Source organism: Streptomyces sp. NPDC041200 (assembly GCF_055591805.1).
This window is the reverse complement of the sequence record NZ_JBVIZF010000010.1, coordinates 92,913-115,724: the sequence shown is the minus strand read 5'-3', so window position 1 is coordinate 115,724 and position 22,812 is coordinate 92,913. Positions and strand designations below refer to the sequence as shown.

Genomic DNA, 22,812 nt, shown 5'->3' with positions numbered 1-22,812 from the left:
TCAGCGTAGTCAACGCCCGGCAACTCCCGCAGGTACGGGCCCGCGCCCAAGGATGGCCGCAACAACTCCGGCGACGGGAAGATCGCGATGAACGGCCTACGACTGCTGCCCTGGACCACTCCGGACGGCAAGCCCTGCTATCTGTCCTCCGACGACGCCGACAGCCGGATGAACCGGCGGGCGGACGAGGTCGAGGCGGTGCAGCTGGACATGGGGACGGAACTGCTCGCCCACGCCCGCGCCCTGCTCGGCGACCGCACGGCGCACGCCGGGGAACTGCGCTACCTGGCGCACCGGCTGACCGAGGCCCTCCGCGACGCCCTGCGGATCGCCGAGAGCCGGGGCGACCGGCTGGCCGCCGCGGAGGGGGCCGCCGACGACGGGGGCGCCGCACGCACGAACGCCGGGGCCCGCAAGGCCCCGGCGTGCCGTGAAGCGGCGGAAACGCCTACCGGTAGTTGACGAACTGGACCGCGAAGTCCAGGTCCTTCCCCTTCAGCAGCGCGATCACGGACTGCAGATCGTCCCGGCTCTTCGAGGTGACCCGCAGCTCCTCGCCCTGCACCTGCGCCTTGACGCCCTTCGGGCCCTCGTCGCGGATGATCTTGGCGACCTTCTTCGCGTTGTCCTGCGAGATGCCTTCCTGCAGGGAGGCGAAGATCTTGTACTCCTTGCCGGAGGCCTGCGGCTCACCCGCGTCGAGCGCCTTGAGCGAGATCCCGCGCTTGACCAGCTTGGACTGGAAGACGTCGAGGATCGCCTTCACCCGCTCCTCGGAGTTCGCGCGCATCTCGATCCGCTCGCCCGACCAGTCGATCGAGGCCCCGACGTTCTTGAAGTCGTAGCGCTGGGAGATCTCGCGGCTCGCCTGGTTGAGCGCGTTGTCGACCTCCTGCCGCTCGACCTTCGAGACGATGTCGAAACTGGAGTCGGCCATCTTGAGTTGGCTCCTCGTACGTAGATCCGTCAGTGGCACGGCCCAGCGGACCGTAAGCGCCAGCCTAGCCATTCCGGCCATGATCCAGAGGCGATCAACCGGGTGGCGGACCACCCCCGGGGATCAGGTATTGTTTACGTCGTTGCCAGGGAGCAGCGCCGCGGAAGCGGGGCACCTGGCCACATCCCAGGCGGTGTGCCCGAGTGGCCAATGGGAGCGGACTGTAAATCCGTCGGCTTAGCCTACCCAGGTTCGAATCCTGGCGCCGCCACGCTGGGAAAACGGCCCCCGAGCTGCGATTACGCAGCCGGGGGCCGTTGTCATGGGACCTCCGTGGGCCGCCCTCAGGACCTCCCCAGGACTTACGCTGAAACTGTCCGGACATCGAGGGCGGTGATCCCGGTATGGCCAGGTACGACGTCCGCACCCGCACCCCGCGCCGGCGGATCGAGCGGAGCAACGACCGGCACCAGTGGGAGAAGGACCGGGCGCGGCGGCCCCGGGCGGAACGGCTGAGGACAGGGGCCACGGAGCACGACACCGGGCTGGATGTGACCGATCTCGCCTTCCGCGCCGAGTACCGCGAGGCGAAGGCCGACGAGGACCTGGCGGCGGTCTTCGGCGTGCCGGTGGGCGCGCGGCTGCTGGAGCGGATGTACCGCACCAACTGCCGCGAGGAGGACGCCCCCTTCGCGCTGGTGCACTCGTATCTCGTCCACGACGTGGTGGCCGCCGGCCCGGATCTGCTCGACGCCGCCAATGAGCCCTGGCCCGGGGGTACGCAGCACCAGCTCTCCACGATCGGTATCGAGCTGGACCGCGTGGAAGAACGGGTCACGGCCCGCCCGCCGACCGGGGAGGAGGCCGAAGCGCTCGGCCTTGGGCGGGGCGTCTCGCTGATCCTCATCCGGAAGATCTGCGTCGACACCGGCGGCCGGGTGGTCGAGGTCTCGGATGTGCGGCTGCCAGGAGACCGAACGGAACTCGTCTTCACCACGCCCCTGACAAGGTGGTGACCATGCCAAACGTCATCACGGTCATCACCGCGGTCCACGCCCCGGGCGCCGGGCATCTCCCCGACGCCTACACGTCGTTGTGCCAGCAGGAGCTGCCGGACGGCTGGGAGTGGCAGTGGGTCGTCCAGGAGGACGGCGAGACCGGCGCCGTACGCCCCTACGTGCCCCACGACGACCGGGTCAGCTTCGGCCAGGGCCGGGCCGGGCGGGCGGCCATGGCCCGCACGATGGGGCTCTCCCGCGCCGAGGGCGCGTACGTGAAGGTGCTGGACGCCGACGACATGCTCACCCCCGGCGCCCTCGCCCGCGACCTGCGCGCCCTCAACGACAACCCGGAGCTCGGCTGGGCCACCTCACGCGCCCTGGACCTGCTGCCCGACGGTTCCACCGCCGGTTTCGACGGCGACCCGCCGCAGGGCCCGCTCGCGCGCGGCGCCGTCCTCGACCACTGGAAGGCCCACGACTACCGCGCCCAGGTCCACCCGGCGACCCTGTTCGTCCGCCGCGACCTGCTCCTGGCCCTCGGCGGCTGGATGGCCCTGCCCGCCTCCGAGGACACCGGCCTGCTGCTGGCCCTCAGCGCGGTCAGCCGCGGCTGGTTCACCGCCGAAACCGGCCTCCTCTACCGCAAGTGGCCCGGCCAGGTCACCAGCCAGCCCGCCCACACCGACGCAACCGAACGCGAGGCCCGCTTCACGGTCATAGAGACCCGCGCCCGCGCCCTGGCAGCCATGGACGGCTGGCGCTACCAGGCGGACTGAGACCCCGGGGAGCGGTCAGGGCAGGACCGCGGCGTCGACGCGGGAGAAGACCAGGTCGCTTTCGGCCGTGACCGGCCCGCGCCACCGCACCGGCACCTTCGCCGCGTTCCGCAACGCGGCCGGGTAGGTGCCCGCCGCGTAGTCGTTGGGGAGGTGGTAGGGGTGGAAGCCGTGGGAGGTCAGGGCTTCCAGCAGCTCGTCCACGGAATCCCCCAGGTCGGCCATCCGCTGTGGGGTGACCTCGATGGTCAGCTCCGCGTCGGGGCGCAGCCGGTCGAGCATCGGGATCAGGCCGCGGACCACGCCGCCTTCCGCGCCCTCCACGTCGATCTTGATGATCCGGGCCCGGGTGATCTCCTCCTCGGTGAGGAGGTCGGGCAGCGGGCGGGCCGTGATGTCGAAGGTGGACTCGGCGGGGCCGTCGTAGGGGACGATGCTGTTCGCGCCCATGTTGCGGGAGCTGGCGAGGATGAAGGTCAGCAACTGTTCGCGATCGGAAACCGCGGCGTTGAGCGCGCGGATGTTGGCGCAGTCGTTGCGCCGGGCGTGCCGCAGCAGGAGCTGGTGGAACGTCGGCGAGGCCTCGATGGCCACCACCGTGCCGCCGGGGCCCACGAGGCGGGAGGCGAGGATGCTGTAGTAGCCGATGTTGGCGCCGACGTCCACGAACGCGTCTCCGGGCCGCAGCCTGCGCTGGAGCCAGCGCGTCATGTGCGGTTCCCAGACGCCGAAGAGGTACAGGTACCGCTGGATGAGGTCCTGGGTGTCGACGGCGAGGGTGGCGCCGAAGCGGGTGCGGGCCAGGCGGCGCAGGGGGCGGTCACGCAGGGCGGCGTTCAGGTACCGCTCGACCAGGGCCCGCTTCCCGGCGTTCCAGGGCGCGTGGCGGACGTAGGCGCGGGTGAGGTCCAGGGCGGCCTCGTCGAGCCAAAGCATCAGGGGGGACCTCCGGCTTCGGGCCAGGTGGGGCGGGCCGTCGAAGCATAGGCAAACGCCCGATCGCTGGCGACGGGGGATGCACCAGCGATCGGGCTGTTCCCAAGCGTAACGCGACTGCTCGGATAAGGGTGCCGACTGGTCGGAATGAACGCCGAGTTGTGATCGTGATCACGCTCGGCGGGCCCCGGCGGGCCCCGGCGGGCCCCGGCGGGCCCCGGCGGGCCCCGGCGGGCCCGGCATCAGCGGTCGCACGGAGATTCGTACGAGAGCCGGGGCAGATACTCATGCCATTTGTCGGGCGTCAGGACGCCCCGGGTCATCGAGCAGATGCGCCGGATCGCCTTGTCGACGTCCAGATCCCACAGCCGGACGGTGTCCGCGCCGCTCGACACCCCGAACATGCGGCTCTGGGGGCTGAAGGACAGGAAGTTGCCGGTCTTGGCGTTGGGGCTCATCGACTGGCCGATGGGATCGGCCCGGGAGGGGATGGTGACGTTCCAGAGCCGGACGGCGTTGTCGTTGCCGCCGCTGGCCAGGGAGTTGCCGTCCCGGCTGAACGACAGCGAGACGATCGCGTCGGTGTGGCCGGTGAGCGGGCGGCCCAGCCGGGTCGCCCCACGGGGATCGGTGAGGTTCCAGAGCCGGACCGTGTTGTCGTCGCTGCCGCTGGCCAGCGTGTCGCCGTCCGGGCTGAAGGCGAGCGCGTTGACGGGCCCGAGATGCCCGGTGAGCGGCGCGCCCCGCAGCACGGCGTGCCGCTTACCGGTCACCTTCCACAGCCGGATGGTGTTGTCCGCGCTGCCGCTGGCGAGGGTGCGGCCGTCCGGGCTGAAGACGAGGGCGTTGACATAGCCCTTGTGGCCGGTCAGCGGCGGGCCGAGCGGACGGACGTGCGCCGGGTCGCTGACATCCCACAGCCGGAACGTGCGGTCGTCGTACACGGTGGCCAGCGTCCGCCCGTCCGGGCTGAAGGCCAGCGCGCCCGCGAACCGGCTCCGCAGTTCGATGGGCGGTCCGGCGGCGACGGGCCGGGCCGGGTCGGTGACGTTCCACAGCCGCACCGTGCGGCCTCCGGCCATCGCCGCGAAGATGCGGCCGTCGGGGGAGAAGACCGGTTCCCGCACCGCGCCCGCCCCGGGCTTGAACGGCTTGCCCAGCAGCTCCGGACGGCCGGGCTCCGACACGTTCCACATCCGGACCTTCTCGTCGCGCGCAGCCGTGGCGAGCACCCGCCCGTCCGGGCGGAACGCCCCGGCCCGGCCGATCATGTCCGATGTCGGGATCGACCACAGGCGGACCGTGTTGTCGCCGGTCCCGGTGGCCAGGGTGCGCCCGTCGGGGCTGAAGCCCAGGGCGTACATCTCGCCGCTGCTCCCCGCGAGCGGCTCGCCGACCTGCGACGGGTACGCCGGGTCCTGGATGTTCCACAGGCTCGCCGTGGAGTCCTGGCTGGCGGCGGCGAGCATGTTCCCGTCCGGGCTGAAGTCCACGGACCAGATGGGGCCGGTGTGGCCGGTGAGCGGTGAGCCCAGCGGCTCCACGTGGCGCGGATCGCCGACGTCCCACAGCCGGACGGTGTTGTCCGCGGCGCCGCTGGCGAGGGTGCGGCCGTCCGGGCTGAACGCCACGGAGTGGATCAGGTCGGTGTGGCCGGTCAGCGCCTTGCCGAGCCGCTTCGGATGCCGCGGATCGGTCATGTCCCACAGCCGGATCAGGCCGTCGTCGCCACCAGCCGCCAGCGTCCGGCCGTCGGGGCTGAACGCCACGGAGCGCACGGCGGCGGTGGGGCCGGTGAGCGTGCCGAGCGGCTTCGGCCGCCGCCGGTCGCCCATGTTCCACAGGCGGACCTTGTGGTCCTCGGTGGCGGCGGCCAGGGTCCGCCCGTCCGGGCTGAAGGCGAGCAGGTAGATCGTGCCGTCATGGCCGGACAGGGGCGCGCCGAGCGGGCGCGGGTGGGCCGGGTCGGTGACGTCCCACAGCCGGACCGTGCCGTCGTCGCCCGCGCTGGCGAGGGTGCGGCCGTCCGGGCTGAAGACCGCGCTGCTCACCCAGCTCGTGTGGCCGGTGAGCGGCTTGCCCAGGGGTTTGGGCCGGGTCGGGTCGCTGGTGTCCCAGAGCCGTACGGTCCGGTCGTAGGCGGCGGTGGCCAGGGTCCGCCCGTCCGGGCTGAACGAGGTGAGGTAGACGGCGCCGGTGTGGCCGAGCAGCGGGGTGGCCAGCGGCGCGTTCACGATCGAGATCAGCCGGTTCCTCGTACCGTCGTCGTCCGGCCGCAAGCGGTGTGCCACCAGGGCCAGCTGGGCGGAGAGCGAGGGATCCCGGTACTCGAAGCGGTCGGCCTCGGTGACCACCTGCTCGAACACCGCGTCGTCCCGCTGCTGCCACGCGACCACCGCCGCGCCGACGGCCACCATCGCCAGGACGACCAGCGTCGCCACCGCGCCCCGGCTGAGCCAGATGATGCGCTTGCGCAGCCGCACCGAGGCGGCCAGGAACTCCACCGCGCTGCGGGTCAGCAGGGTGTCCCCGGCGGACTTCGCCCAGGTGTGGGCCTGCTCCAGACGGGAGCCCCGGTAGAGCAGCGACGGGTCGCGGTTCATGCCCTCCCAGGCCCGGCCGTCCTCCTCCAGGCGCTGGCGCAGCAGATGGTCGTTGCGGCCCTCGTCGATCCAGTCGCGCAGCCGTGGCCAGGCGTGCAGCAGCGCCTCGTGGGTGATCTCCACGGTCTCCGCGTCGAGGGTCACCAGGCGGGCCCGGACCAGTGCTTCGAGCGATTCCTCCGTCTTCCCGGGCTCCGTCGACTCCTCCGACAGCTGGCGCCGCGTCCCCCGTCTGCGGGTGGCCTGGGTGTCCTCGCCCAGTCGCACCAGCCGCAGCAGGAGGAGCCGTGCGGCCGTGCGCGCCGCGGGATCGAGGCCGGACCAGGCCCGCTCGGCCGTCGCGGCGACCGCGCCCTGGATGCCGCCCGCCGCGCGGTAGCCGGCCAGGGTCAGCCGCCCCGCCTTGCGGCGCTGCCAGGTGGCGAGCAGGGCGTGCGAGAGCAGCGGCAGCACGCCCGCGTCAGAGGTGCCCCGGGGGCCGTCGGCGCTCACCTCCCGGACGATCAGCTCGGCCAGCCCGGGTTCGAGTTCCAGACCCACGGCCTTGGCCGGGCCGGTCACCGCCTCGCGCAGCTCGGCGGCGGTCAGCGGGCCGAGCACCATGTGGCGGTGCTGGAGCGCGTCGGCCAGTTCGGGGTACGCCAGGCACTGTTCGTAGAAGTCGGCGCGTATGCCGAGGACGACGAGGACGGGCGCCGGGTCGCCGGGCCCGGCGGGCGAGCACGCGGCGTGCAGCAGCTGGATGAACGTACGCCGGTCCGCCTCGTCGGTGGCGAGGGTGAACGCCTCCTCGAACTGGTCCACGATGACGACCGGACGGGCCGCGGCGGACGTCTCACGCTCCGCCCACGCCGTGACGGCCTCCCGCACCGCGCGCGTGAACCGCGGCGTATCGGCCTCTTCCCCGGTGCGGACGAGGCCCGCGAGCTGGGGGACGCGGCGGGTCAGCTCCGCGAGCGGATCGCCGCCCGGCGCCAGCTGGAGGACCTCCCGCGCCCGGCCGTCCCCGCCACCCAGCGCGCCGTTCTCCAGCGCGGGCACCAGGCCGGCGTTCAGCACCGAGGACTTCCCCGCCCCCGAGGCGCCCACGAGCATGACCAGGCCGCCCGTCTTCTCCGCCGCACCCAGCTGGGTGACGAGCGCCTCCGTGCTGCGCTCCCGGCCGAAGAACCACCGGGCGTCCTGCTGCCGGTACGCGGCCAGCCCCCGGTACGGGCACACCGCGCCGGGGACGGACGGGGCGTCGGCCGGGGGCCGTACCTCCTCGTCCGCGGCTGCCGGGGGGCGCATCCCGACCGGGTCGGCCACCGCGCGCTCCCACAGGCGCTGCCACTGGCCCATGTCGTACAGGCCGGTGGACACCGGCGCGGGCCGCAGCCGCCGTGCGTCGGGGATCAGTACGTGCAACACCGCCGCGAGCGCAGCGAACTGAGCGGGTACGTTCTTGGCACGCCGCCAGTCGCTGATCCGCTGAGCGGACACCCGTACGGGCCGCCCCCGCTCGTCGACCCGCTGGAGCCGGACGACCGCCTCGGACACGCTCTTGAGGGGAGGGTTGCCGGCCTCTCGGTACAGCAGCGCGAGACGTTCCGCGAAGGCCGTGCGTACCCCTGAGTCGGAACTCAAGGTCTCCACTCCCTACTTCCCCCACGCCTGGATATCCGGACCGGAAAACTCACTTTATACGGATGACCTGCGACGACGGCCGTGCACCCGAACCGGTATCTCCTCGGCGGAACGCGTAGCTGGCAGGATCACAGCCCTGCAGCTCTCCCGAGATCCGCACCCGAACGGGGGGGTGCGGATCGGCACCGCCCCACCGTTCGGCACCGGTCCCCGCGTGGGGAGGGACCGGCGCCGAACGCCGTGGGGTGTGCGGACGGGGGCGGTGCGCGGCGTGCTGACGCTCAGACATGCGTCGATCCCATGGCCGCCGCCGCCGAAAGGCAAGAGGGTCGCCCGGAATTCCGGCCATGATGGCCGGAATCTTGGCGTCAGACCGTCCGGTCCTTGTCGGCTTTGTCGAAGTCCAGCTCCAGCATCCGGATCGCGTTGCCGCGCAGGATCTTGTACGTGGTCTCCGGCGGCAGCCCCGCGACATGCTCGGCCGCGACCCGCTTGGTGTGCGGCCAGGTGGAGTCCACGTGCGGGTAGTCGGTCTCGAACGTGGCGTTGTCCACGCCGACCGTGTCGAGCGAGGCGACGCCGTGCCGGTCGCGGAAGAAGCAGCAGTAGATCTGCCGGTAGTAGTACGTGGACGGCGGCTCCGGGATGAGGTCCCGCACGCCGCCCCACGCCCGGTGTTCCTCCCATACGTCGTCCGCGCGCTCCAGGGCGTAGGGGATCCAGCCCATCTGGCCCTCGGCGTACGCGAGCTTCAGCCTCGGGAACCTCACCAGGACGCCGCTGAAGAGGAAGTCCGTCATCGAGGCCATGGCGTTGTTGAAGCTCAGCGCCGCCTGCACGGCGGGCGGGGCGTCGGGGGAGGCGGCGGGCATCTGCGAGGACGAGCCGATGTGCATGCACACGACCGTCCCCGTCGCCTCGCACTCGGCGAAGAACGGGTCCCAGTAGCCGCTGTGGATGCTGGGCAGGCCGAGGTAGGTGGGGATCTCGCTGAACGTCACCGCCCGCACGCCCCGCGCCGCGTTCCGGCGGATCTCCCGTACGGCCAGCTCGACGTCCCACAGCGGGATCAGACACAGCGGGATCAGCCGCCCGCCGCTGTCACCGCACCACTCCTCCACCATCCAGTCGTTGTACGCCCGCACACAGGCCAGCCCGACCTCCTTGTCGTCCGCCTCGGCGAACGTCTGGCCGCAGAAGCGGGGGAAGGTCGGGAAGCACAGCGACGCCTCGACGTGGTTCATCTCCATGTCCGCGATCCGGGCCTTGGGATCCCAGCACCCGCGGCGCATCTGCTTACGGGTGATGCCCTCCAGGGTCATCTCGTCGCGCGAGAAGCCGACGGCCGCGATGATCCGCTTGTACGGGAACAGCCCGCCCTCGTACTCCCACCAGTCCGTGAGCGGGCCGTCCGGGTCGGTCGTGATGCGGTACTTGCCGCCGACGTACGCAAGTTCCCCGATCCCGGCCGTGAGCGGCTTCGGCCCGCGGTCCCGGTACCTGGCCGGGAGCCAGGTCTCGAAGAGATGGGCGGGCTCGATCACATGGTCGTCCACGCTGATGACCATGGGCAGCTCGGTCGCGCCGGTCGTCTCGCCCGTCATGGCCTCATCTCCCCGATAATCTGACGATCCGTCAGATTCACAGTAGAGGTGATCGCCTCAGGCAACAAGAGAGGGCCGCTCCCGTTTCCGCCGACCCGTCCGGGGCAAACGCCGCACCAGCGGCCGGGTTCGGACATCGGAGGTAAACGGTGAACGTGTCGTCGATCGCACGAGGACTGGGACCGGCACCACGCACCGGAGCCCCGCACCGCGCCATCGAGGCCGCGGCCCGCGGCGGCCTCACCGCCCGCGGCGTCCTCTACCTGCTCGTCGGCGTCATCGCGCTGCGCATCGCCTTCGGCGACGGCGGCAAACAGGCCGACCGGAGCGGGGCCCTCCAGATCCTCGCCCAGCAGCCGTTCGGCGAGGCGCTGGTCTGGGCCGTCGGGGCCGGGCTGGTCTGCATGGCGCTGTGGCGGCTGTCCGAGGCGGTCTTCGGGGCCGCCGGGCCGGACGGCCGCAAGGCCACCAAGCGCCTCGCCGGCGCCGCCCGCGCGGTCTTCTACGCCTTCGTCGCCTACTCCGTCCTCGCCTTCGCGGCCGGGGAAGCGGGCAGCGGCTCCAGCGACCGCCAGTCCCAGGACGTCACGGCCCGCGCCCTAGCCCTGCCGGAGGGACGGTGGCTGGTCGGCCTGGCCGGTGCGGTGGTCGCCGGGGCCGGGGTGTGGATCGCCGTACGGGCCCTGCTGCGCACCTTCCGCAAGCACCTGGCGCTCTCCCGGATCCCCCGCCGGGCCGAACGCGCCGTCGAGGCCCTGGGCGTGTGCGGCGGTGCGGCACGCGGCGCCGTGTTCGCCGCGGCGGGCTGCTTCGCCGTCTCGGCCGCCGTACGGTACGACCCGGACCGGGCCAAGGGCGTCGACGACACCCTGCGCACCTTCGCCGCGACCTCGGCCGGGCCGTGGCTGCTGGTGGCGGTCGCGGTGGGGCTGGCGCTGTTCGGCGTGTTCTCCTTCGCCATGGCCCGCTGGCGCCGCGTCTGACCAGGCGCCGGGCCGGGTTCCTCTCCCCTGCCCCGCCCCTCCCCGAAACCGGGGACACCCGGCCCCCGACCTGCTCGCGCTGTGCCCCCGCCCGACACCTGCCCAGCGCGAGCCGGGACCGGACCGCACGCCGGGCGGGGGCGCCCCGCCCCCGCCCCCGCACCCGTCAGCCGCCCACGGCCCCGTCCGCGGCCGCCCGCACCGCCTCCGCCACCGGCGTGGAGCCGCCCAGCAGCTCCAGGGTGCGGCCCGCCGTACGCGGTTCGTCGAGGAGGGCGGCCAGGACGGCGGCCACGTCGTCGCGGGTCACCTCGTCCCGGCCGGTGTGCTCGGCCAGCCGCACCAGACCCGTACCCGGGCCATCGGTGAGGCGCCCCGGGCGCAGCACGGTCCAGTCGAGGGCGCCGCGCGCCCGGACGTCGTCGTCCGCGGCCCCCTTCGCGCGCAGGTAGGCGGCGAAGACCGGGTCCGTACCGGGCGGGGGCTCGTGCCCCGCGCCCATCGCGGACACGGTGAGGAACCGCCGTACGCCCGCCCGCTCGGCCGCGTCCGCGAACAGCACCGAGGCCCCGCGGTCGACGGTCTCCTTGCGGGCGGCCCCGCTGCCGGGACCCGCACCGGCGGCGAAGACCGCCGCGTCCGCGCCCTCCAAGTGCTTGGCCACGTCGTCCACGGAGGCCGATTCGAGGTCGCAGACGACGGGTTCGGCGCCCGCCGCCAGCAGGTCGCCCGCCTGTTCCGGCTTGCGGATGATGCCCGCCACTTCGTCTCCGCGCGCGGAGAGCAGCCGCTCCAGCCGCAGCGCGATCTGTCCATGTCCACCAGCGATGACAATGCGCATGATCCCGACCGTACGCCGCTTGGGCTACGCCTGCGCGTCGCCGTCCGGAGGGCGGGACCGGGGGCGGGACTGGCGGGGGAGGTCGAGGGCGACCGCGGCGGCCGAGTCGCAGTACTCCCGGACCGCGCTGGTGCGGGCGACCACCCGCCCGTCGTGCACCACGACCCGGCTGTACGCGAGCGACAGCACCCCCGCGAGCCCGTCGCCCCGCACCGCCAGCAGCTCCGCGGGGAACCCGGCCTCCACCCGCACCTCGGGCAGCCCCAGCGCGGCCCGTGCCCGGGCGCAGACCGCGTCGTAGGCCTCCGCAGGCCCCAGTTCGCCCCGGGAGGCGAGCAAGTAGGCGGCCTCCAGGGGATCGCCGCGCCCCACCGGGTTCACGGTGTCGCGCAGGGCGCCGCTCCCGGCGGTCACCCGGACGCCCGCGGCCCGCAGCAGCCGCACCGGCGCGCACCCGGCCACGCGCGCCCCCTGCTCGCCCCGATCCTCCAGCCCGACGCAGTCGCCCTGCGGCAGGCAGACCACGGTGACGCCCGCGGCCGCGAGCCGGTCGGCGATCCGCCCCGCGACGTCCCGGGGCAGCCGGGCCAGCCCGCCGCAGGGGCCGATGGTGACGCCGGGCCGCAGGCCCCCGGCCATCGCCGCGAGCCGGGCCAGCCGGGCCGGGTCGTCACCGTCCGTGTGGAGGTCGACGGCGCAGCCGGTGCGGGCGGCGAGGTCGAGGAGGGCCTCGGCGTGACCGGTCGGGTCGGGGTCGAGGTCGGGGCAGCCGCCGATGGCGGAGGCGCCCATCCGTACGGCGTCCCGCAGCATCGCGAGCCCGTCCGCCCCGGCCGCCCCGGTCAGCACCCGCGCCACCGCGACCGCGCCGAGGTCGATGAGTCCGCGCAGGCTGTGCCGGGCCTCCAGGACCGCCTCCAGGGAGCGCAGACCGTGCACCCCGCCGATCCGCACATGGGTGCGCACGGCGGTCGCCCCGTGGCCGAGGTGCAGCAGGGCGGCCTCGGTGGTGCGGCGCTGGACGTCCTCGGCGGCGTCCGGGACGGGGCCCGCGATGTCGGCCGTCAGGGCGGTGTCGCAGTGCGCGTGCGGTTCGGCGGGGGCCGGGAGCAGCAGATAGCCGCCGAGGTCGAGCCGCGGCCCGGGGACCAGGCTCCCGGTCGTGCCGACCGCCTCGATCCGCCCGCCGCTGAGCCGTACGTCCACCGTTCGGCCGTCGGCGAGCCGGGCGCCGCCGAGGACCAGCGCGGTGGGGCCGCCGGTCGCCCCGCCGTCGTTGCCGGAGGGCTGCTGCTGATGGCTCTCGGGCGGCTGGCTCTCGGGCATCGCACTCCTGGGGCGGCGCAAGATCACTCGGGGCGACCCGAGCCTAGGACCAGGCGGCGACGGCTTCGCGGAGGAGCCGAATAGTCGTACCGGTGTGGTGCGTGAGGTGGTGCGTGAGCACGCTGTGTCGCACGCGATCGCCCTGGGCCGATACGGATTTCACCTTCGGCGGCCGAGCGTGTAATGTCTTCATCGCTCGCCCCAATAGCTCAGTCGGCAGAGCGTCTCCATGGTAAGGAGAAGGTCTACGGTTCGATTCCGTATTGGGGCTCTGATGTGCGAGGTATCCCGTTCGACTCCGGTTGGACGGGGTCCTGATCACATCGAAGCGGTGTAGCTCAGTCGGTAGAGCAAGCGGCTCATAATCGCTGTGTCACCGGTTCAAGTCCGGTCACCGCTACACACAGTAGCCGATTGTGGGGTCGGTCCTCCGGTCGGCTACTCTTTACTGCGTTCTTCTGTCCTATCCGTTCGTCAAGGAGCACTCAACGTGGCTGCCACCGACGTCCGCCCGAAGATCACGCTGGCCTGCGTGGAGTGCAAGGAGCGGAACTACATCACCAAGAAGAACCGGCGTAACGACCCGGATCGTCTTGAGATCAAGAAGCACTGCCCGCGTTGCAACGCGCACACCGCGCACCGCGAGACGCGATAGCAATAAACTCTCATTCGAGGCCGCCCCCACTAGCGGGGGTGGCCTCGTTTCGTTAGTCATCAACCGCAGGAGGTGCCGAGGCGATGGCGCTTGATCCGTCTTTCGTCGGGCGGACCTACCCGCCCACCGACCCGTATGAGGTCGGCAGGGAGAAGATCCGCGAATTCGCCGAATCGATCGGCGAGACCAATCCGGTCTACACCGATCCGGAGGCGGCCAAGGCGCTCGGCTACTCCGATGTGATCGCCCCGCCCACGTTCGTCTTCGCGATCACCTTCAAGGCCGCACGGCACCTGGTCGTCGGCGACCCGCAGCTGGGCCTGGACTTCAACCGGGTGGTGCACGGCGACCAGAAGTTCACGTACACCCGGCCCATCGAGGCGGACGACCGGCTCACCGTCATCACCAGGATCGACGACATCAAGTCCCTCGCGGGCAACGATGTGATCCTGATCAGCGGTGAGGTGCGCGACGCCGCGGGCGAGCACGTGGTGACCGCGATGACGAAACTGGTGGCGCGCGCCGCCGAAGCGGAGGACAGCAGATGACCGCCAAGATCTCGTACGACGCCGTCGAGGTCGGCACCGAACTTCCCGCGCAGATCTTCCCGGTGAACCGCGCCGACCTGATCCGGTACGCCGGTGCCTCGGGCGACTTCAACCCGATCCACTGGAACGAGAAGTTCGCCAAGGAGGTCGGCCTCCCCGACGTCATCGCCCACGGCATGTTCACCATGGCCGAGGCGATCCGTGTGGTGACCGACTGGACCGGTGACCCCGGGACCGTCGCCGACTACGGCGTGCGCTTCACCAAGCCGGTCGTCGTCCCGAACGACGACAAGGGCGCGCTCATCGAGGTCGCCGCCAAGGTCGCCGCCAAGCTGGACGACGAGGCCCGCACCGTCCGGGTGGACATCACGGCGACCAGCGAGGGCCAGAAGGTGCTGGGCATGGCCCGCGCCGTCGTCCGTCTCGCCTAGGCCCTGTCCGGCGGGGCCCTCGCGTCCACGCCGCACCGCCCCCGGCACCGCGCCGGGGGCGCCCCCGTACTCTGGAGCGCGTGCAGGAACTCCATGACGCCCCCCTCGCCCCCCTCACCACCTTCCGCCTCGGCGGCCCGGCCACCCGGCTGATCACGGCCACCACGGACGACGAGGTGATCGCCGCGGTCCGCGAGGCCGACGCGACCGGCACCCCGCTGCTGCTGATCGGCGGCGGCAGCAACCTGGTCATCGCGGACAAGGGCTTCGACGGCACGGCCCTGCACATCGCGACCACCGGCTTCATCCTCGACGGCACCCGGCTGGAGCTGGCCGCGGGCGAGAACTGGTCCGCCGCGGTGGCCCGTACGGTCGAGGCGGGCCTCGCCGGGATCGAGTGCCTGGCCGGAATCCCCGGCTCCGCGGGCGCGACGCCGATACAGAACGTCGGGGCGTACGGTCAGGAGGTCTCCGCCACCCTCAGCGAGGTGGTCGCCTACGACCGCCGCGAGGACGCCGTGGTGACGATCTCCGCCGCCGACTGCGACTTCTCCTACCGCCACAGCCGCTTCAAGGCCGAGCCGGACCGCCACGTGGTGCTGCGGGTCCGCTTCGAGCTGGAGGACGCGGGCGGGGCGTCCGCGCCCATCAAGTACGCCGAGACCGCCCGGGTGCTCGGCGTCGAGGTGGGCGACCGGGTGCCCGCCGACACCGCCCGCCGGACCGTGCTGTCGCTGCGCGCGGGCAAGGGCATGGTGCTCGACCCCGAGGACCACGACACCTGGTCCGCGGGATCGTTCTTCACCAACCCGGTGCTGACCGAGAGCGCGTACGAGGCCTTCCTGGCCCGCGTCGCCGACCGCCTCGGCACCGACATCGCCCCGCCCGCCTTCCCGGCGGGGGAGGGGCGGATCAAGACCTCCGCGGCCTGGCTGATCGACAAGGCGGGCTTCACCAAGGGCTACGGCACCGGCCCGGCCCGCATCTCCACCAAGCACACCCTCGCCCTCACCAACCGCGGCGAGGCCACCACCGAGGACCTGCTGGCGCTGGCCCGCGAGGTGGTGGCCGGGGTCGAGGAGGCGTTCGGCGTACGGCTGGTCAACGAGCCGGTGACGGTGGGCGTGAGCCTGTAGCCGCGAAGCCACCTCCGAATTTTCGGAAGTGGTCTCCTCAACCCGCCAGCCACCCGTCGATCCCGGCCAGCAGCTGCCCCCGCACATCCTCCGGCGCCGCCGACCCCCGCACCGACTGCCGCGCCAGCTCGGCCAGTTCCTCGTCGCTGAACCCGTGGTGCTCGCGCGCCAGCTGGTACTGGGCCGCCAGCCGCGACCCGAACAGCAGCGGGTCGTCGGCGCCCAGCGCCATCGGCACCCCGGCCTCGTACAGGGTGCGCAGGGGTACGTCCTCGGGCTTCTCGTAGACCCCGAGCGCGACGTTGGAGGACGGGCACACCTCGCAGGTCACCCCGCGGTCGGCCAGCCGGGCGAGCAGCCGCGGGTCCTCGGCCGCACGCACCCCGTGGCCCACCCGGGCCGCGACGAGGTCGTCCAGGCAGTCGCGGACGCTGCCCGGCCCGGACAGCTCGCCGCCGTGCGGGGCGGCGAGCAGCCCGCCGTCCCGGGCGATGGCGAAGGCGCGGTCGAAGTCGCGGGCGAAACCGCGCCGTTCGTCGTTGGAGAGCCCGAAGCCGACCACCCCGCGGTCCGCGAAGCGCACCGCGAGCCGGGCCAGGGTGCGGGCCTCCAGGGGGTGCTTCATCCGGTTCGCGGCGACCAGGACCCGTATCCCGAGCCCGGTGTCCCGGGAGGCGCTTTCGACCGCGTCGAGGATGATCTCCAGGGCCGGGATCAGCCCGCCCAGGCGCGGGGCGTACGAGGTGGGGTCGACCTGGATCTCCAGCCAGCCGGAGCCGTCCGCGACGTCCTCCTCGGCGGCCTCGCGCACCAGCCGCTGGATGTCCTCGGGCTCCCGCAGACACGACCGCGCGATGTCGTACAGCCGCTGGAAGCGGAACCAGCCGCGCTCATCGGTCGCCCGCAGTCTCGGCGGCTCGCCGCCGCTCAGCGCCTCGGGCAGGTGGACGCCGTATTTGTCGGCGAGTTCGAGGAGCGTGCCGGGGCGCATCGAGCCGGTGAAGTGCAGATGCAGATGCGCCTTGGGGAGCAGATGTACATCGCGTGCCATCTGCAGATTTTGCCGCACGTCCGGAGCCGCCGGTACCGCTTTCGCCGAACGTGGGCTTGCCCGTACATGAATCCGAGTCCGGACCGGGCCCGAACGAGAGCGGGCGCCCAGCCGTGGCCGGGCGCCCGCTCTCATGGGGGAGGCGCTTAAGCGCGCGCCTCCGCCAGCAGCTTCTGGACCCGCGAGATGCCCTCGACGAGGTCCTCGTCGCCCAGTGCGTAGGACAGCCGCAGATAGCCCGGTGTGCCGAACGCCTCACCCGGCACCACGGCGACCTCGGCCTCTTCCAGGATCAGCGCGGCCAGCTCGACGGTGGTCTGCGGCCGCTTGCCGCGGATCTCCTTGCCGAGCAGCCCCTTCGCCGACGGGTAGGCGTAGAACGCGCCCTCCGGCTCCGGGCATTCGATGCCGTCGATCTCGTTGAGCATGCGCACGATGGTGCGGCGACGGCGGTCGAACGCCTCGCGCATCGTGGCGACGGCGTCGAGGTCACCGGAGACGGCGGCCAGGGCGGCGGCCTGCGCGACGTTGCTCACATTGGACGTGGCGTGCGACTGGAGGTTGGTCGCGGCCTTCACCACGTCCTTCGGGCCGATGATCCAGCCGACCCGCCAGCCGGTCATCGCGTACGTCTTCGCGACACCGTTGACCACGACGCACTTGTCGCGCAGCTCGGGCACCACCACCGGCAGCGAGTGGAACGTCGCGTCGCCGTAGACCAGGTGCTCGTAGATCTCGTCGGTGAGCACCCACAGCCCGTGCTCGGCGGCCCAGCGGCCGATCTCCTCGATCTGCTCGCGGCTGTAGACCGCGCCGGTCGGGTTGGACGGCGAGACGAAGACCAGCACCTTGGTGTGCTCGGTGCGGGCGGCCTCCAGCTGCTCGACGGAGACGCGGTAGCCGGTCGTCTCGTCCGCGACGACGTCCACCGGGACACCGCCGGCCAGCCGGATCGACTCCGGGTAGGTGGTCCAGTACGGCGCGGGGACGATGACCTCGTCGCCCGGGTCGACGATCGCGGCGAACGCCTCGTAGATCGCCTGCTTGCCCCCGTTGGTCACCAGGATCTGGGACGCCTCGACCTCGTAGCCGCTGTCGCGCAGCGTCTTGGCGGCGATGGCGGCCTTCAGCTCGGGAAGCCCGCCGGCCGGGGTGTACCGGTGGAACTTGGGGTCACGGCAAGCCGCCACCGCCGCCTCGACGACATAGTCGGGCGTCGGGAAGTCCGGCTCGCCCGCGCCAAAGCCGATCACCGGGCGCCCGGCGGCCTTGAGGGCCTTGGCCTTGGCGTCGACGGCGAGGGTGGCGGACTCGGAGATGGAACCGATCCGGGCCGACACCCGTCGGTCGGTCGGGGACTGTACTGGGGGAGTAGCAGCGGTCATAGAGGCATCGTCGCAGACGGGCGAAAAGGGCGGTACACGGGTTTAACGAGACTCACACAAGTCCCCTGCCGAAACCCGAGCGGAAGCCGAGTGGAAAGCTGACCGAAGGGCGCGGGCGCTTCTCGTTCGACGCCTGGCCGTCAAGCACGTACACTCAACCGTCGTTGGCCGCTCAACAGACGTATCCGACCCGCACACTCCGTGCAGCGGGATGGATGCGGTAGGTTGGGGGTTGCCGCAAAGGGTCGTAGCTCAATTGGTAGAGCACTGGTCTCCAAAACCAGCGGTTGGGGGTTCAAGTCCCTCCGGCCCTGCTACACGCACTTGATCGTCAGGGTGCGTGCATGCGTACGCAAGGACAAGCACCGCTGTGCGGCCGGGCCGGACGCGGCACGGCCACGACCCGGATTCAGGTGAGGACGAGTGACGGAAGCCCTTGGCTCCACCGCGACGCCTGAGAGCGGTCGTCCCGACGAGGACGAGGTGGCGACCAAGAAGGGCCGCCGTGGTGGCAAGCGCGCGAAGAAGGGGCCGTTCGGCCGCCTCGCGCTGTTCTACCGCCAGATCATCGCCGAGCTGCGCAAGGTCGTCTGGCCCACGCGCAGCCAGCTGTCGACGTACACCAGCGTGGTGATCGTCTTCGTGCTGATCATGATTGGCATCGTGACCGTGATTGACTATGGGTTCAACAACGCCATCAAGTACGTCTTTGGCTGAGATCCCGCGGAGGGCGGCCGTGTCCCGGCAGCGCCCTTTCGCACGTTCCACCCCTTGAAGCCAGGAAGAAGCAGCCACCGTGTCTGACCCGAACCTGAACGACGCCGCCGAGCCCGTCGAGTCCCGTGAGGACGAGCTCGACATCGTCGAGGCGGCGGACTCCGACCAGGCTGAGGCCGCTGACGCCGCGGCGGGCGAGCCCGCCGAGGAGGCCGCGCTGCACGTCGAGGACGAGGCCGAGGCCGTCGTCGAGGTCGCCGAGGACGAGACCGCGGAGGCCGCCGAGGTCGAGGTCGACGTCGACCCGGTCGAGGCGCTCCGCGAGGAGCTGCGCGGGCTGCCCGGCGAGTGGTACGTGATCCACACCTACGCGGGCTACGAGAAGCGCGTGAAGGCCAACCTGGAGCAGCGTGCCGTCTCGCTGAACGTCGAGGACTTCATCTACCAGGCCGAGGTCCCCGAAGAAGAGATCGTCCAGATCAAGAACGGCGAGCGCAAGAACGTCCGCCAGAACAAGCTCCCGGGCTATGTGCTGGTGCGCATGGACCTGACGAACGAGTCCTGGGGCGTCGTGCGGAACACCCCCGGCGTCACCGGCTTCGTGGGCAACGCCTACGACCCGTACCCGCTGACCCTGGACGAGATCGTCAAGATGCTCGCCCCGGAGGCCGAGGAGAAGGCCGCCAAGGCCACCGCCGAAGAGGGCGGCGCCCCGGCGCCCAGCCGCAAGGTCGAGGTCCAGGTGCTGGACTTCGAGGTCGGCGACTCCGTCACCGTCACCGACGGCCCGTTCGCCACGCTGCAGGCCACGATCAACGAGATCAACGCCGACTCGAAGAAGGTCAAGGGCCTGGTCGAGATCTTCGGCCGGGAGACCCCGGTCGAGCTGAGCTTCGACCAGATCCAGAAGAACTGACGCTTCTTCCCCCACCCTTCCGACAGGTCAGACGGGCCCTTCCGGGGCCCGTCTGACCTGCTCGGTTTTAAGCCGCGCATCCATACCCGTTATCGTTGTGCGGTATGCCTCCATCCGGATGACCGGAACGGAGGCGGACCACCTCTCACTAGGACCCGGAGAGAGCATGCCTCCCAAGAAGAAGAAGGTCACGGGGCTGATCAAGCTCCAGATCCAGGCCGGCGCCGCGAACCCGGCCCCGCCGGTCGGCCCCGCGCTGGGTCAGCACGGCGTCAACATCATGGAGTTCTGCAAGGCCTACAACGCCGCGACCGAGTCGCAGCGTGGCATGGTCGTGCCGGTGGAGATCACGGTCTACGAAGACCGTTCCTTCACCTTCATCACCAAGACTCCGCCGGCCGCGAAGCTGATCCTCAAGGCCGCGGGCGTGGAGAAGGGCTCCGGCGAGCCGCACAAGACCAAGGTCGCCAAGATCACCCGCGACCAGGTCCGCGACATCGCCACCACCAAGATGCCCGACCTGAACGCCAACGACCTGGACGCCGCCGAGAAGATCATCGCCGGCACCGCCCGTTCCATGGGCATCACGGTCGAGGGCTGACAGCCACCCCGTAGCACCACCGTGGCAGGACCAATGCGCGGTCCGGACCACGACTCCGAACTCATATCTCAGGAGCAGAGTTGAGCAAGCGCAGCAAGTCCCTCCGCGCTGCGGACGCCAAGATCGACCGGGAGCGCGTGTACGCCCCGCTCGAGGCCGTCCGTCTCGCCAAGGACACCTCCCCGAGCAAGTTCGACGCGACCGTCGAGGTCGCCATGCGCCTGGGCGTCGACCCGCGCAAGGCCGACCAGATGGTCCGCGGCACCGTGAACCTGCCGCACGGCACCGGTAAGACCGCCCGGGTCCTGGTCTTCGCGACCGGTGACCGTGCTGCGGCCGCGGAGGCCGCGGGCGCCGACATCGTCGGCTCCGACGAGCTGATCGACGAGGTGTCCAAGGGTCGCCTGGACTTCGACGCCGTCGTCGCCACCCCGGACCTCATGGGCAAGGTCGGCCGCCTCGGCCGGGTGCTCGGTCCGCGTGGTCTGATGCCGAACCCGAAGACCGGCACCGTCACCCCGGACGTGGCCAAGGCCGTCACGGACATCAAGGGCGGCAAGATCGAGTTCCGCGTCGACAAGCACTCCAACCTGCACTTCATCATCGGCAAGGTGTCGTTCGGTGAGGCGCAGCTGGTGGAGAACTACGCCGCGGCGCTCGAGGAGATCAACCGTCTCAAGCCGTCCGCCGCGAAGGGCCGCTACATCAAGAAGGCGAGCCTGAGCACGACGATGGGCCCCGGCATCCCGCTGGACGCCAACCGCACGCGCAACCTGCTGGTCGAGGAAGAGGCCGTCTGAGCCTCCCCCTGACTGGAACCGCCGGGCCCCCGCACCTCGTGAAAGGTGCGGGGGCCCGGCGCGTTGACGTCGGTGACCCCCTCGGTAGGGTCATGAACCGACAGTCGTAAAAGAAAAATCAGGGGGAACCGTGCGCGGTACTCATATGGGCGTGCGATGCGTGATCGCGGCCTGTGGCGTTGTTCTGATGGCCGGGCTCACCGCGTGCGGGAGCGACAGCAAGTCCAGTGACGACAAGGCGGGCGACAAGGGCGGCAACGGCGGCCAGTCGGTGGGCAGTCCGCTGGCGGCGCTGAAGCTCGCCTCGCAGCGTACGGACCAGCAGCACTCGGCCAAGGTCGAGGGCAGCACCCAGAACGGTCCCATGAACATGGACATGAACGGCTCGATGGACTGGTCCGACGGCATGCGCGCCACCATGGTCCTCACCCAGAAGGGCGGCGCCAGCTCCTCCACTCCCGGGGGCGGCGCGGCGCCCATGAAGGCCCGCTACACGCCGGACGCGATGTTCGTGAACCTGGGCCAGAGCTTCCCGCCGCAGGCCACCAGCGGCAAGAGCTGGATCAAGTACGACTACGACGCCTTCGCCAAGCAGACGGGCGCCTCCGGGGCCTTCCTCAAGGACCAGATGCAGAACAACAACCCGTCGCGCTCGGTGCAGCTGCTGATGGCCTCGGGCAAGGTGAAGAAGGTCGGCTCGGAGAGCGTCAAGGGCGCCGAGGCCACGCACTACACCGGCACGGTCGAGGTCTCCGAGCTGGCCAAGATGCAGTCCAAGGACCTGAGCCAGTCGGACCTGGACGCCCTGCAGCGGCAGATGGAGCAGTCCGGCATGAAGACCGAGACCATCGATCTGTGGATCGACAGCAAGAACCTGCTGGTCAAGAAGCGTGAGCAGGCCAAGAGCAAGAACGGCGTCTACGACTCGACGGTCTTCTACTCGGACTACGGCACCAAGGTCACGGTCGAGGAGCCGGCGGCCTCGGAGACCGTGGACTTCCAGGAGCTGCAGGGGACGCAGCAGTAGCTGATTTGCCCGGCCGAGGCCCGTTCGCGTAATCTGCTGCAGAAGCCAAAGACCGCTGGTTGTCGCTGTGTCTCCGCAAGGGGAGACGGCGGCTGAAGGATCCGCTAGCTGCGGACGACCCGCGCAGGTGACTGTGGTGAGAACTCCCGAACGGGCCGTTGGTCCGTGCGGTCGAGTCACGCCCCGTGCGCCTGCGCCGGGGCGTTTTCGTGTTGTTCAGCCTCCTTCCTTCAGGCCGTTGCGGTCCTCATCACCCGGAAGGAGGCCGAGGCTCATGGCGAGTCCCGACAAGGTCGACGCCGTCGACGAGATGCGGGAGAAGTTCAGCACCTCGAACGGCGCCGTTGTGACCGCGTACACCGGTCTCACCGTCGCGCAGCTCAAGGAGCTGCGCCGTTCGCTCGGTGAGAACGCCCAGTACCGTGTGGTGAAGAACACGCTGACCAAGATCGCGGCCAACGAGGCCGGGATCAACCAGATCGACGACCTGTTCACAGGTTCGTCGGCCGTCGCCTTCGTGACCGGTGACCCGGTCGAGGCGGCGAAGGGTCTCCGTGACTTCGCCAAGGACAACCCCGCTCTCGTCATCAAGGGCGGTGTCCTTGACGGCAAGGCGTTGTCCGCCGACGAGATCAAGAAGCTCGCGGACCTCGAGTCCCGCGAGGTGCTGCTCTCCAAGCTGGCGGGCGCCATGAAGGCCAAGCAGTCTCAGGCTGCCGCGCTCTTCCAGGCCCCGCTCTCGAAGTTCATCCGCACCGCGGAGGCGCTTCGGGCCAAGGTTGACGAGCAGGGCGGTGCCGGCGAGCCGGCTCCCGCCGAGGCCGAGGCCGCCGAGTAACTCGGCCCCGGTCGCAGCGGGCCCGGAAGAAGCCCGCCACCATTTTCATCCGGCACCTGCCGAACTAGTGGAAG

22 protein-coding genes and 4 tRNA genes are annotated in these 22,812 nt (G+C 71.2%); 18 read left to right on the top strand and 8 right to left on the bottom strand.

Features of this window, described 5'->3' with window-relative positions; genetic code table 11:
• The first annotated feature begins 87 nt into the window (after positions 1-87).
• On the top strand, positions 88-462 hold the full coding sequence (locus ACZ6CL_RS23035) for a hypothetical protein (protein ID WP_468938140.1): 375 nt from the start codon (positions 88-90) through the stop codon (positions 460-462).
• Here the strand turns inward: ACZ6CL_RS23035 and ACZ6CL_RS23030 are convergent.
• Positions 449-937, bottom strand: a complete 489-nt coding sequence (locus tag ACZ6CL_RS23030) for a YajQ family cyclic di-GMP-binding protein (RefSeq protein WP_468938138.1) — start codon at positions 935-937, stop codon at positions 449-451. The genes ACZ6CL_RS23035 and ACZ6CL_RS23030 overlap by 14 nt on opposite strands.
• A 189-nt stretch (positions 938-1,126) precedes the next feature.
• Between ACZ6CL_RS23030 and ACZ6CL_RS23025 the strand changes: the two genes are divergently transcribed.
• The 3 genes from ACZ6CL_RS23025 to ACZ6CL_RS23015 all read left to right on the top strand — a co-directional run bounded on the left by ACZ6CL_RS23025 (position 1,127) and on the right by ACZ6CL_RS23015 (position 2,714).
• Positions 1,127-1,208, top strand: a tRNA-Tyr gene (locus tag ACZ6CL_RS23025).
• A 133-nt stretch (positions 1,209-1,341) separates the two neighbouring features.
• The gene (locus ACZ6CL_RS23020) at positions 1,342-1,953 is read left to right on the top strand and encodes a UTRA domain-containing protein (RefSeq protein ID WP_468938136.1); all 612 of its coding nucleotides are present in this window, start codon (positions 1,342-1,344) and stop codon (positions 1,951-1,953) included.
• 2 nt (positions 1,954-1,955) lie between these two features.
• Positions 1,956-2,714 (top strand): glycosyltransferase family 2 protein, encoded by a 759-nt coding sequence (locus ACZ6CL_RS23015; RefSeq protein ID WP_468938135.1) that lies wholly within the window; start codon positions 1,956-1,958, stop codon positions 2,712-2,714.
• A 15-nt stretch (positions 2,715-2,729) separates the two neighbouring features.
• Here ACZ6CL_RS23015 and ACZ6CL_RS23010 read toward each other — a convergent pair whose 3' ends face one another.
• The 3 genes from ACZ6CL_RS23010 to ACZ6CL_RS23000 all read right to left on the bottom strand — a co-directional run bounded on the left by ACZ6CL_RS23010 (position 2,730) and on the right by ACZ6CL_RS23000 (position 9,483).
• Positions 2,730-3,650 carry an FkbM family methyltransferase gene (locus ACZ6CL_RS23010; RefSeq protein ID WP_468938133.1) on the bottom strand — a complete coding sequence of 307 codons (921 nt, stop codon included), beginning with the start codon at positions 3,648-3,650 and terminating at the stop codon, positions 2,730-2,732.
• 242 nt (positions 3,651-3,892) lie between these two features.
• On the bottom strand, positions 3,893-7,888 hold the full coding sequence (locus tag ACZ6CL_RS23005) for an nSTAND1 domain-containing NTPase (RefSeq protein ID WP_468938131.1): 3,996 nt from the start codon (positions 7,886-7,888) through the stop codon (positions 3,893-3,895).
• A gap of 359 nt (positions 7,889-8,247) precedes the next feature.
• A complete protein-coding gene (locus tag ACZ6CL_RS23000) occupies positions 8,248-9,483 on the bottom strand; it encodes an amidohydrolase family protein (protein ID WP_468938129.1) in 1,236 nt (411 codons plus the stop codon).
• Between the two features lie 149 nt (positions 9,484-9,632).
• On the opposite strand from ACZ6CL_RS23000, the gene ACZ6CL_RS22995 reads away from it, so the two are divergent.
• Positions 9,633-10,466 carry a DUF1206 domain-containing protein gene (locus ACZ6CL_RS22995; RefSeq protein WP_468938127.1) on the top strand — a complete coding sequence of 278 codons (834 nt, stop codon included), beginning with the start codon at positions 9,633-9,635 and terminating at the stop codon, positions 10,464-10,466.
• 166 nt (positions 10,467-10,632) lie between these two features.
• On the opposite strand, the gene ACZ6CL_RS22990 is transcribed toward ACZ6CL_RS22995, so the two are convergent.
• Together ACZ6CL_RS22990 and ACZ6CL_RS22985 are read right to left on the bottom strand one after the other, a co-directional pair.
• Positions 10,633-11,307, bottom strand: a complete 675-nt coding sequence (locus ACZ6CL_RS22990; protein WP_468938125.1) for an SDR family oxidoreductase — start codon at positions 11,305-11,307, stop codon at positions 10,633-10,635.
• Positions 11,308-11,331: 24 nt separating this feature from the next.
• A complete protein-coding gene (locus ACZ6CL_RS22985) occupies positions 11,332-12,633 on the bottom strand; it encodes an amidohydrolase family protein (RefSeq protein WP_468938123.1) in 1,302 nt (433 codons plus the stop codon).
• A 198-nt stretch (positions 12,634-12,831) separates the two neighbouring features.
• Here ACZ6CL_RS22985 and ACZ6CL_RS22980 point away from each other — a divergent pair.
• The 6 genes from ACZ6CL_RS22980 to ACZ6CL_RS22955 all read left to right on the top strand — a co-directional run bounded on the left by ACZ6CL_RS22980 (position 12,832) and on the right by ACZ6CL_RS22955 (position 15,403).
• Positions 12,832-12,904 (top strand) — tRNA-Thr (locus ACZ6CL_RS22980).
• Between the two features lie 56 nt (positions 12,905-12,960).
• Positions 12,961-13,033 (top strand) — tRNA-Met (locus ACZ6CL_RS22975).
• A gap of 90 nt (positions 13,034-13,123) precedes the next feature.
• Positions 13,124-13,288 (top strand): 50S ribosomal protein L33, encoded by a 165-nt coding sequence (rpmG, locus tag ACZ6CL_RS22970; RefSeq protein ID WP_009715907.1) that lies wholly within the window; start codon positions 13,124-13,126, stop codon positions 13,286-13,288.
• A gap of 83 nt (positions 13,289-13,371) precedes the next feature.
• On the top strand, positions 13,372-13,836 hold the full coding sequence (locus ACZ6CL_RS22965) for a MaoC family dehydratase N-terminal domain-containing protein (protein ID WP_468938121.1): 465 nt from the start codon (positions 13,372-13,374) through the stop codon (positions 13,834-13,836).
• Positions 13,833-14,267 (top strand): MaoC family dehydratase, encoded by a 435-nt coding sequence (locus ACZ6CL_RS22960; protein ID WP_468938119.1) that lies wholly within the window; start codon positions 13,833-13,835, stop codon positions 14,265-14,267. Before ACZ6CL_RS22965 ends, ACZ6CL_RS22960 begins: the two co-directional genes overlap by 4 nt.
• 80 nt (positions 14,268-14,347) lie before the next feature.
• Complete coding sequence (locus ACZ6CL_RS22955; RefSeq protein WP_468938117.1) at positions 14,348-15,403, top strand: UDP-N-acetylmuramate dehydrogenase; 1,056 nt, start codon at positions 14,348-14,350, stop codon at positions 15,401-15,403.
• 37 nt (positions 15,404-15,440) lie between these two features.
• Here ACZ6CL_RS22955 and ACZ6CL_RS22950 read toward each other — a convergent pair whose 3' ends face one another.
• Both ACZ6CL_RS22950 and ACZ6CL_RS22945 read right to left on the bottom strand, forming a co-directional pair.
• Positions 15,441-16,454, bottom strand: a complete 1,014-nt coding sequence (locus ACZ6CL_RS22950) for an adenosine deaminase (protein ID WP_468938116.1) — start codon at positions 16,452-16,454, stop codon at positions 15,441-15,443.
• Between the two features lie 146 nt (positions 16,455-16,600).
• On the bottom strand, positions 16,601-17,839 hold the full coding sequence (locus ACZ6CL_RS22945; RefSeq protein ID WP_468938115.1) for a pyridoxal phosphate-dependent aminotransferase: 1,239 nt from the start codon (positions 17,837-17,839) through the stop codon (positions 16,601-16,603).
• Positions 17,840-18,080: 241 nt separating this feature from the next.
• Here ACZ6CL_RS22945 and ACZ6CL_RS22940 point away from each other — a divergent pair.
• The 7 genes from ACZ6CL_RS22940 (at position 18,081) to rplJ (ending at position 22,738) form a co-directional block, all read left to right on the top strand.
• Positions 18,081-18,153, top strand: a tRNA-Trp gene (locus ACZ6CL_RS22940).
• Positions 18,154-18,262: 109 nt separating this feature from the next.
• Entirely contained in the window at positions 18,263-18,556 is a 294-nt protein-coding gene (secE, locus tag ACZ6CL_RS22935) for a preprotein translocase subunit SecE (protein ID WP_009715901.1), read from the top strand.
• A gap of 79 nt (positions 18,557-18,635) precedes the next feature.
• Positions 18,636-19,472 (top strand): transcription termination/antitermination protein NusG, encoded by an 837-nt coding sequence (nusG, locus tag ACZ6CL_RS22930; protein ID WP_468938112.1) that lies wholly within the window; start codon positions 18,636-18,638, stop codon positions 19,470-19,472.
• A gap of 166 nt (positions 19,473-19,638) precedes the next feature.
• A complete protein-coding gene (rplK, locus tag ACZ6CL_RS22925) occupies positions 19,639-20,073 on the top strand; it encodes a 50S ribosomal protein L11 (protein WP_009715899.1) in 435 nt (144 codons plus the stop codon).
• A gap of 80 nt (positions 20,074-20,153) precedes the next feature.
• Positions 20,154-20,873, top strand: a complete 720-nt coding sequence (rplA, locus tag ACZ6CL_RS22920) for a 50S ribosomal protein L1 (RefSeq protein WP_385440604.1) — start codon at positions 20,154-20,156, stop codon at positions 20,871-20,873.
• A gap of 145 nt (positions 20,874-21,018) precedes the next feature.
• Positions 21,019-21,900, top strand: a complete 882-nt coding sequence (locus ACZ6CL_RS22915; protein WP_468938397.1) for an SCO4651 family lipoprotein — start codon at positions 21,019-21,021, stop codon at positions 21,898-21,900.
• A 274-nt stretch (positions 21,901-22,174) separates the two neighbouring features.
• Positions 22,175-22,738: a 50S ribosomal protein L10 gene (gene rplJ / locus ACZ6CL_RS22910; protein WP_468938108.1), complete on the top strand. Its 564-nt coding sequence runs from the start codon at positions 22,175-22,177 to the stop codon at positions 22,736-22,738.
• The last annotated feature ends 74 nt before the right edge of the window (positions 22,739-22,812 follow it).

Coding starts and splice junctions, on each gene's coding strand:
- ACZ6CL_RS23035 (WP_468938140.1), top strand. CDS start 88: ATGAACGGCCTACGACTGCTGCCCTGGACCACTCCGGACGGCAAGCCC.
- ACZ6CL_RS23030 (WP_468938138.1), bottom strand. CDS start 937: ATGGCCGACTCCAGTTTCGACATCGTCTCGAAGGTCGAGCGGCAGGAG.
- ACZ6CL_RS23010 (WP_468938133.1), bottom strand. CDS start 3,650: ATGCTTTGGCTCGACGAGGCCGCCCTGGACCTCACCCGCGCCTACGTC.
- rplK (WP_009715899.1), top strand. CDS start 19,639: ATGCCTCCCAAGAAGAAGAAGGTCACGGGGCTGATCAAGCTCCAGATC.
- ACZ6CL_RS22990 (WP_468938125.1), bottom strand. CDS start 11,307: ATGCGCATTGTCATCGCTGGTGGACATGGACAGATCGCGCTGCGGCTG.
- ACZ6CL_RS22915 (WP_468938397.1), top strand. CDS start 21,019: ATGGGCGTGCGATGCGTGATCGCGGCCTGTGGCGTTGTTCTGATGGCC.
- ACZ6CL_RS22965 (WP_468938121.1), top strand. CDS start 13,372: ATGGCGCTTGATCCGTCTTTCGTCGGGCGGACCTACCCGCCCACCGAC.
- ACZ6CL_RS22950 (WP_468938116.1), bottom strand. CDS start 16,454: ATGGCACGCGATGTACATCTGCTCCCCAAGGCGCATCTGCATCTGCAC.
- ACZ6CL_RS22960 (WP_468938119.1), top strand. CDS start 13,833: ATGACCGCCAAGATCTCGTACGACGCCGTCGAGGTCGGCACCGAACTT.
- rplJ (WP_468938108.1), top strand. CDS start 22,175: ATGGCGAGTCCCGACAAGGTCGACGCCGTCGACGAGATGCGGGAGAAG.
- ACZ6CL_RS23020 (WP_468938136.1), top strand. CDS start 1,342: ATGGCCAGGTACGACGTCCGCACCCGCACCCCGCGCCGGCGGATCGAG.
- ACZ6CL_RS22945 (WP_468938115.1), bottom strand. CDS start 17,839: ATGACCGCTGCTACTCCCCCAGTACAGTCCCCGACCGACCGACGGGTG.
- ACZ6CL_RS22985 (WP_468938123.1), bottom strand. CDS start 12,633: ATGCCCGAGAGCCAGCCGCCCGAGAGCCATCAGCAGCAGCCCTCCGGC.
- ACZ6CL_RS23000 (WP_468938129.1), bottom strand. CDS start 9,483: ATGACGGGCGAGACGACCGGCGCGACCGAGCTGCCCATGGTCATCAGC.
- ACZ6CL_RS23015 (WP_468938135.1), top strand. CDS start 1,956: ATGCCAAACGTCATCACGGTCATCACCGCGGTCCACGCCCCGGGCGCC.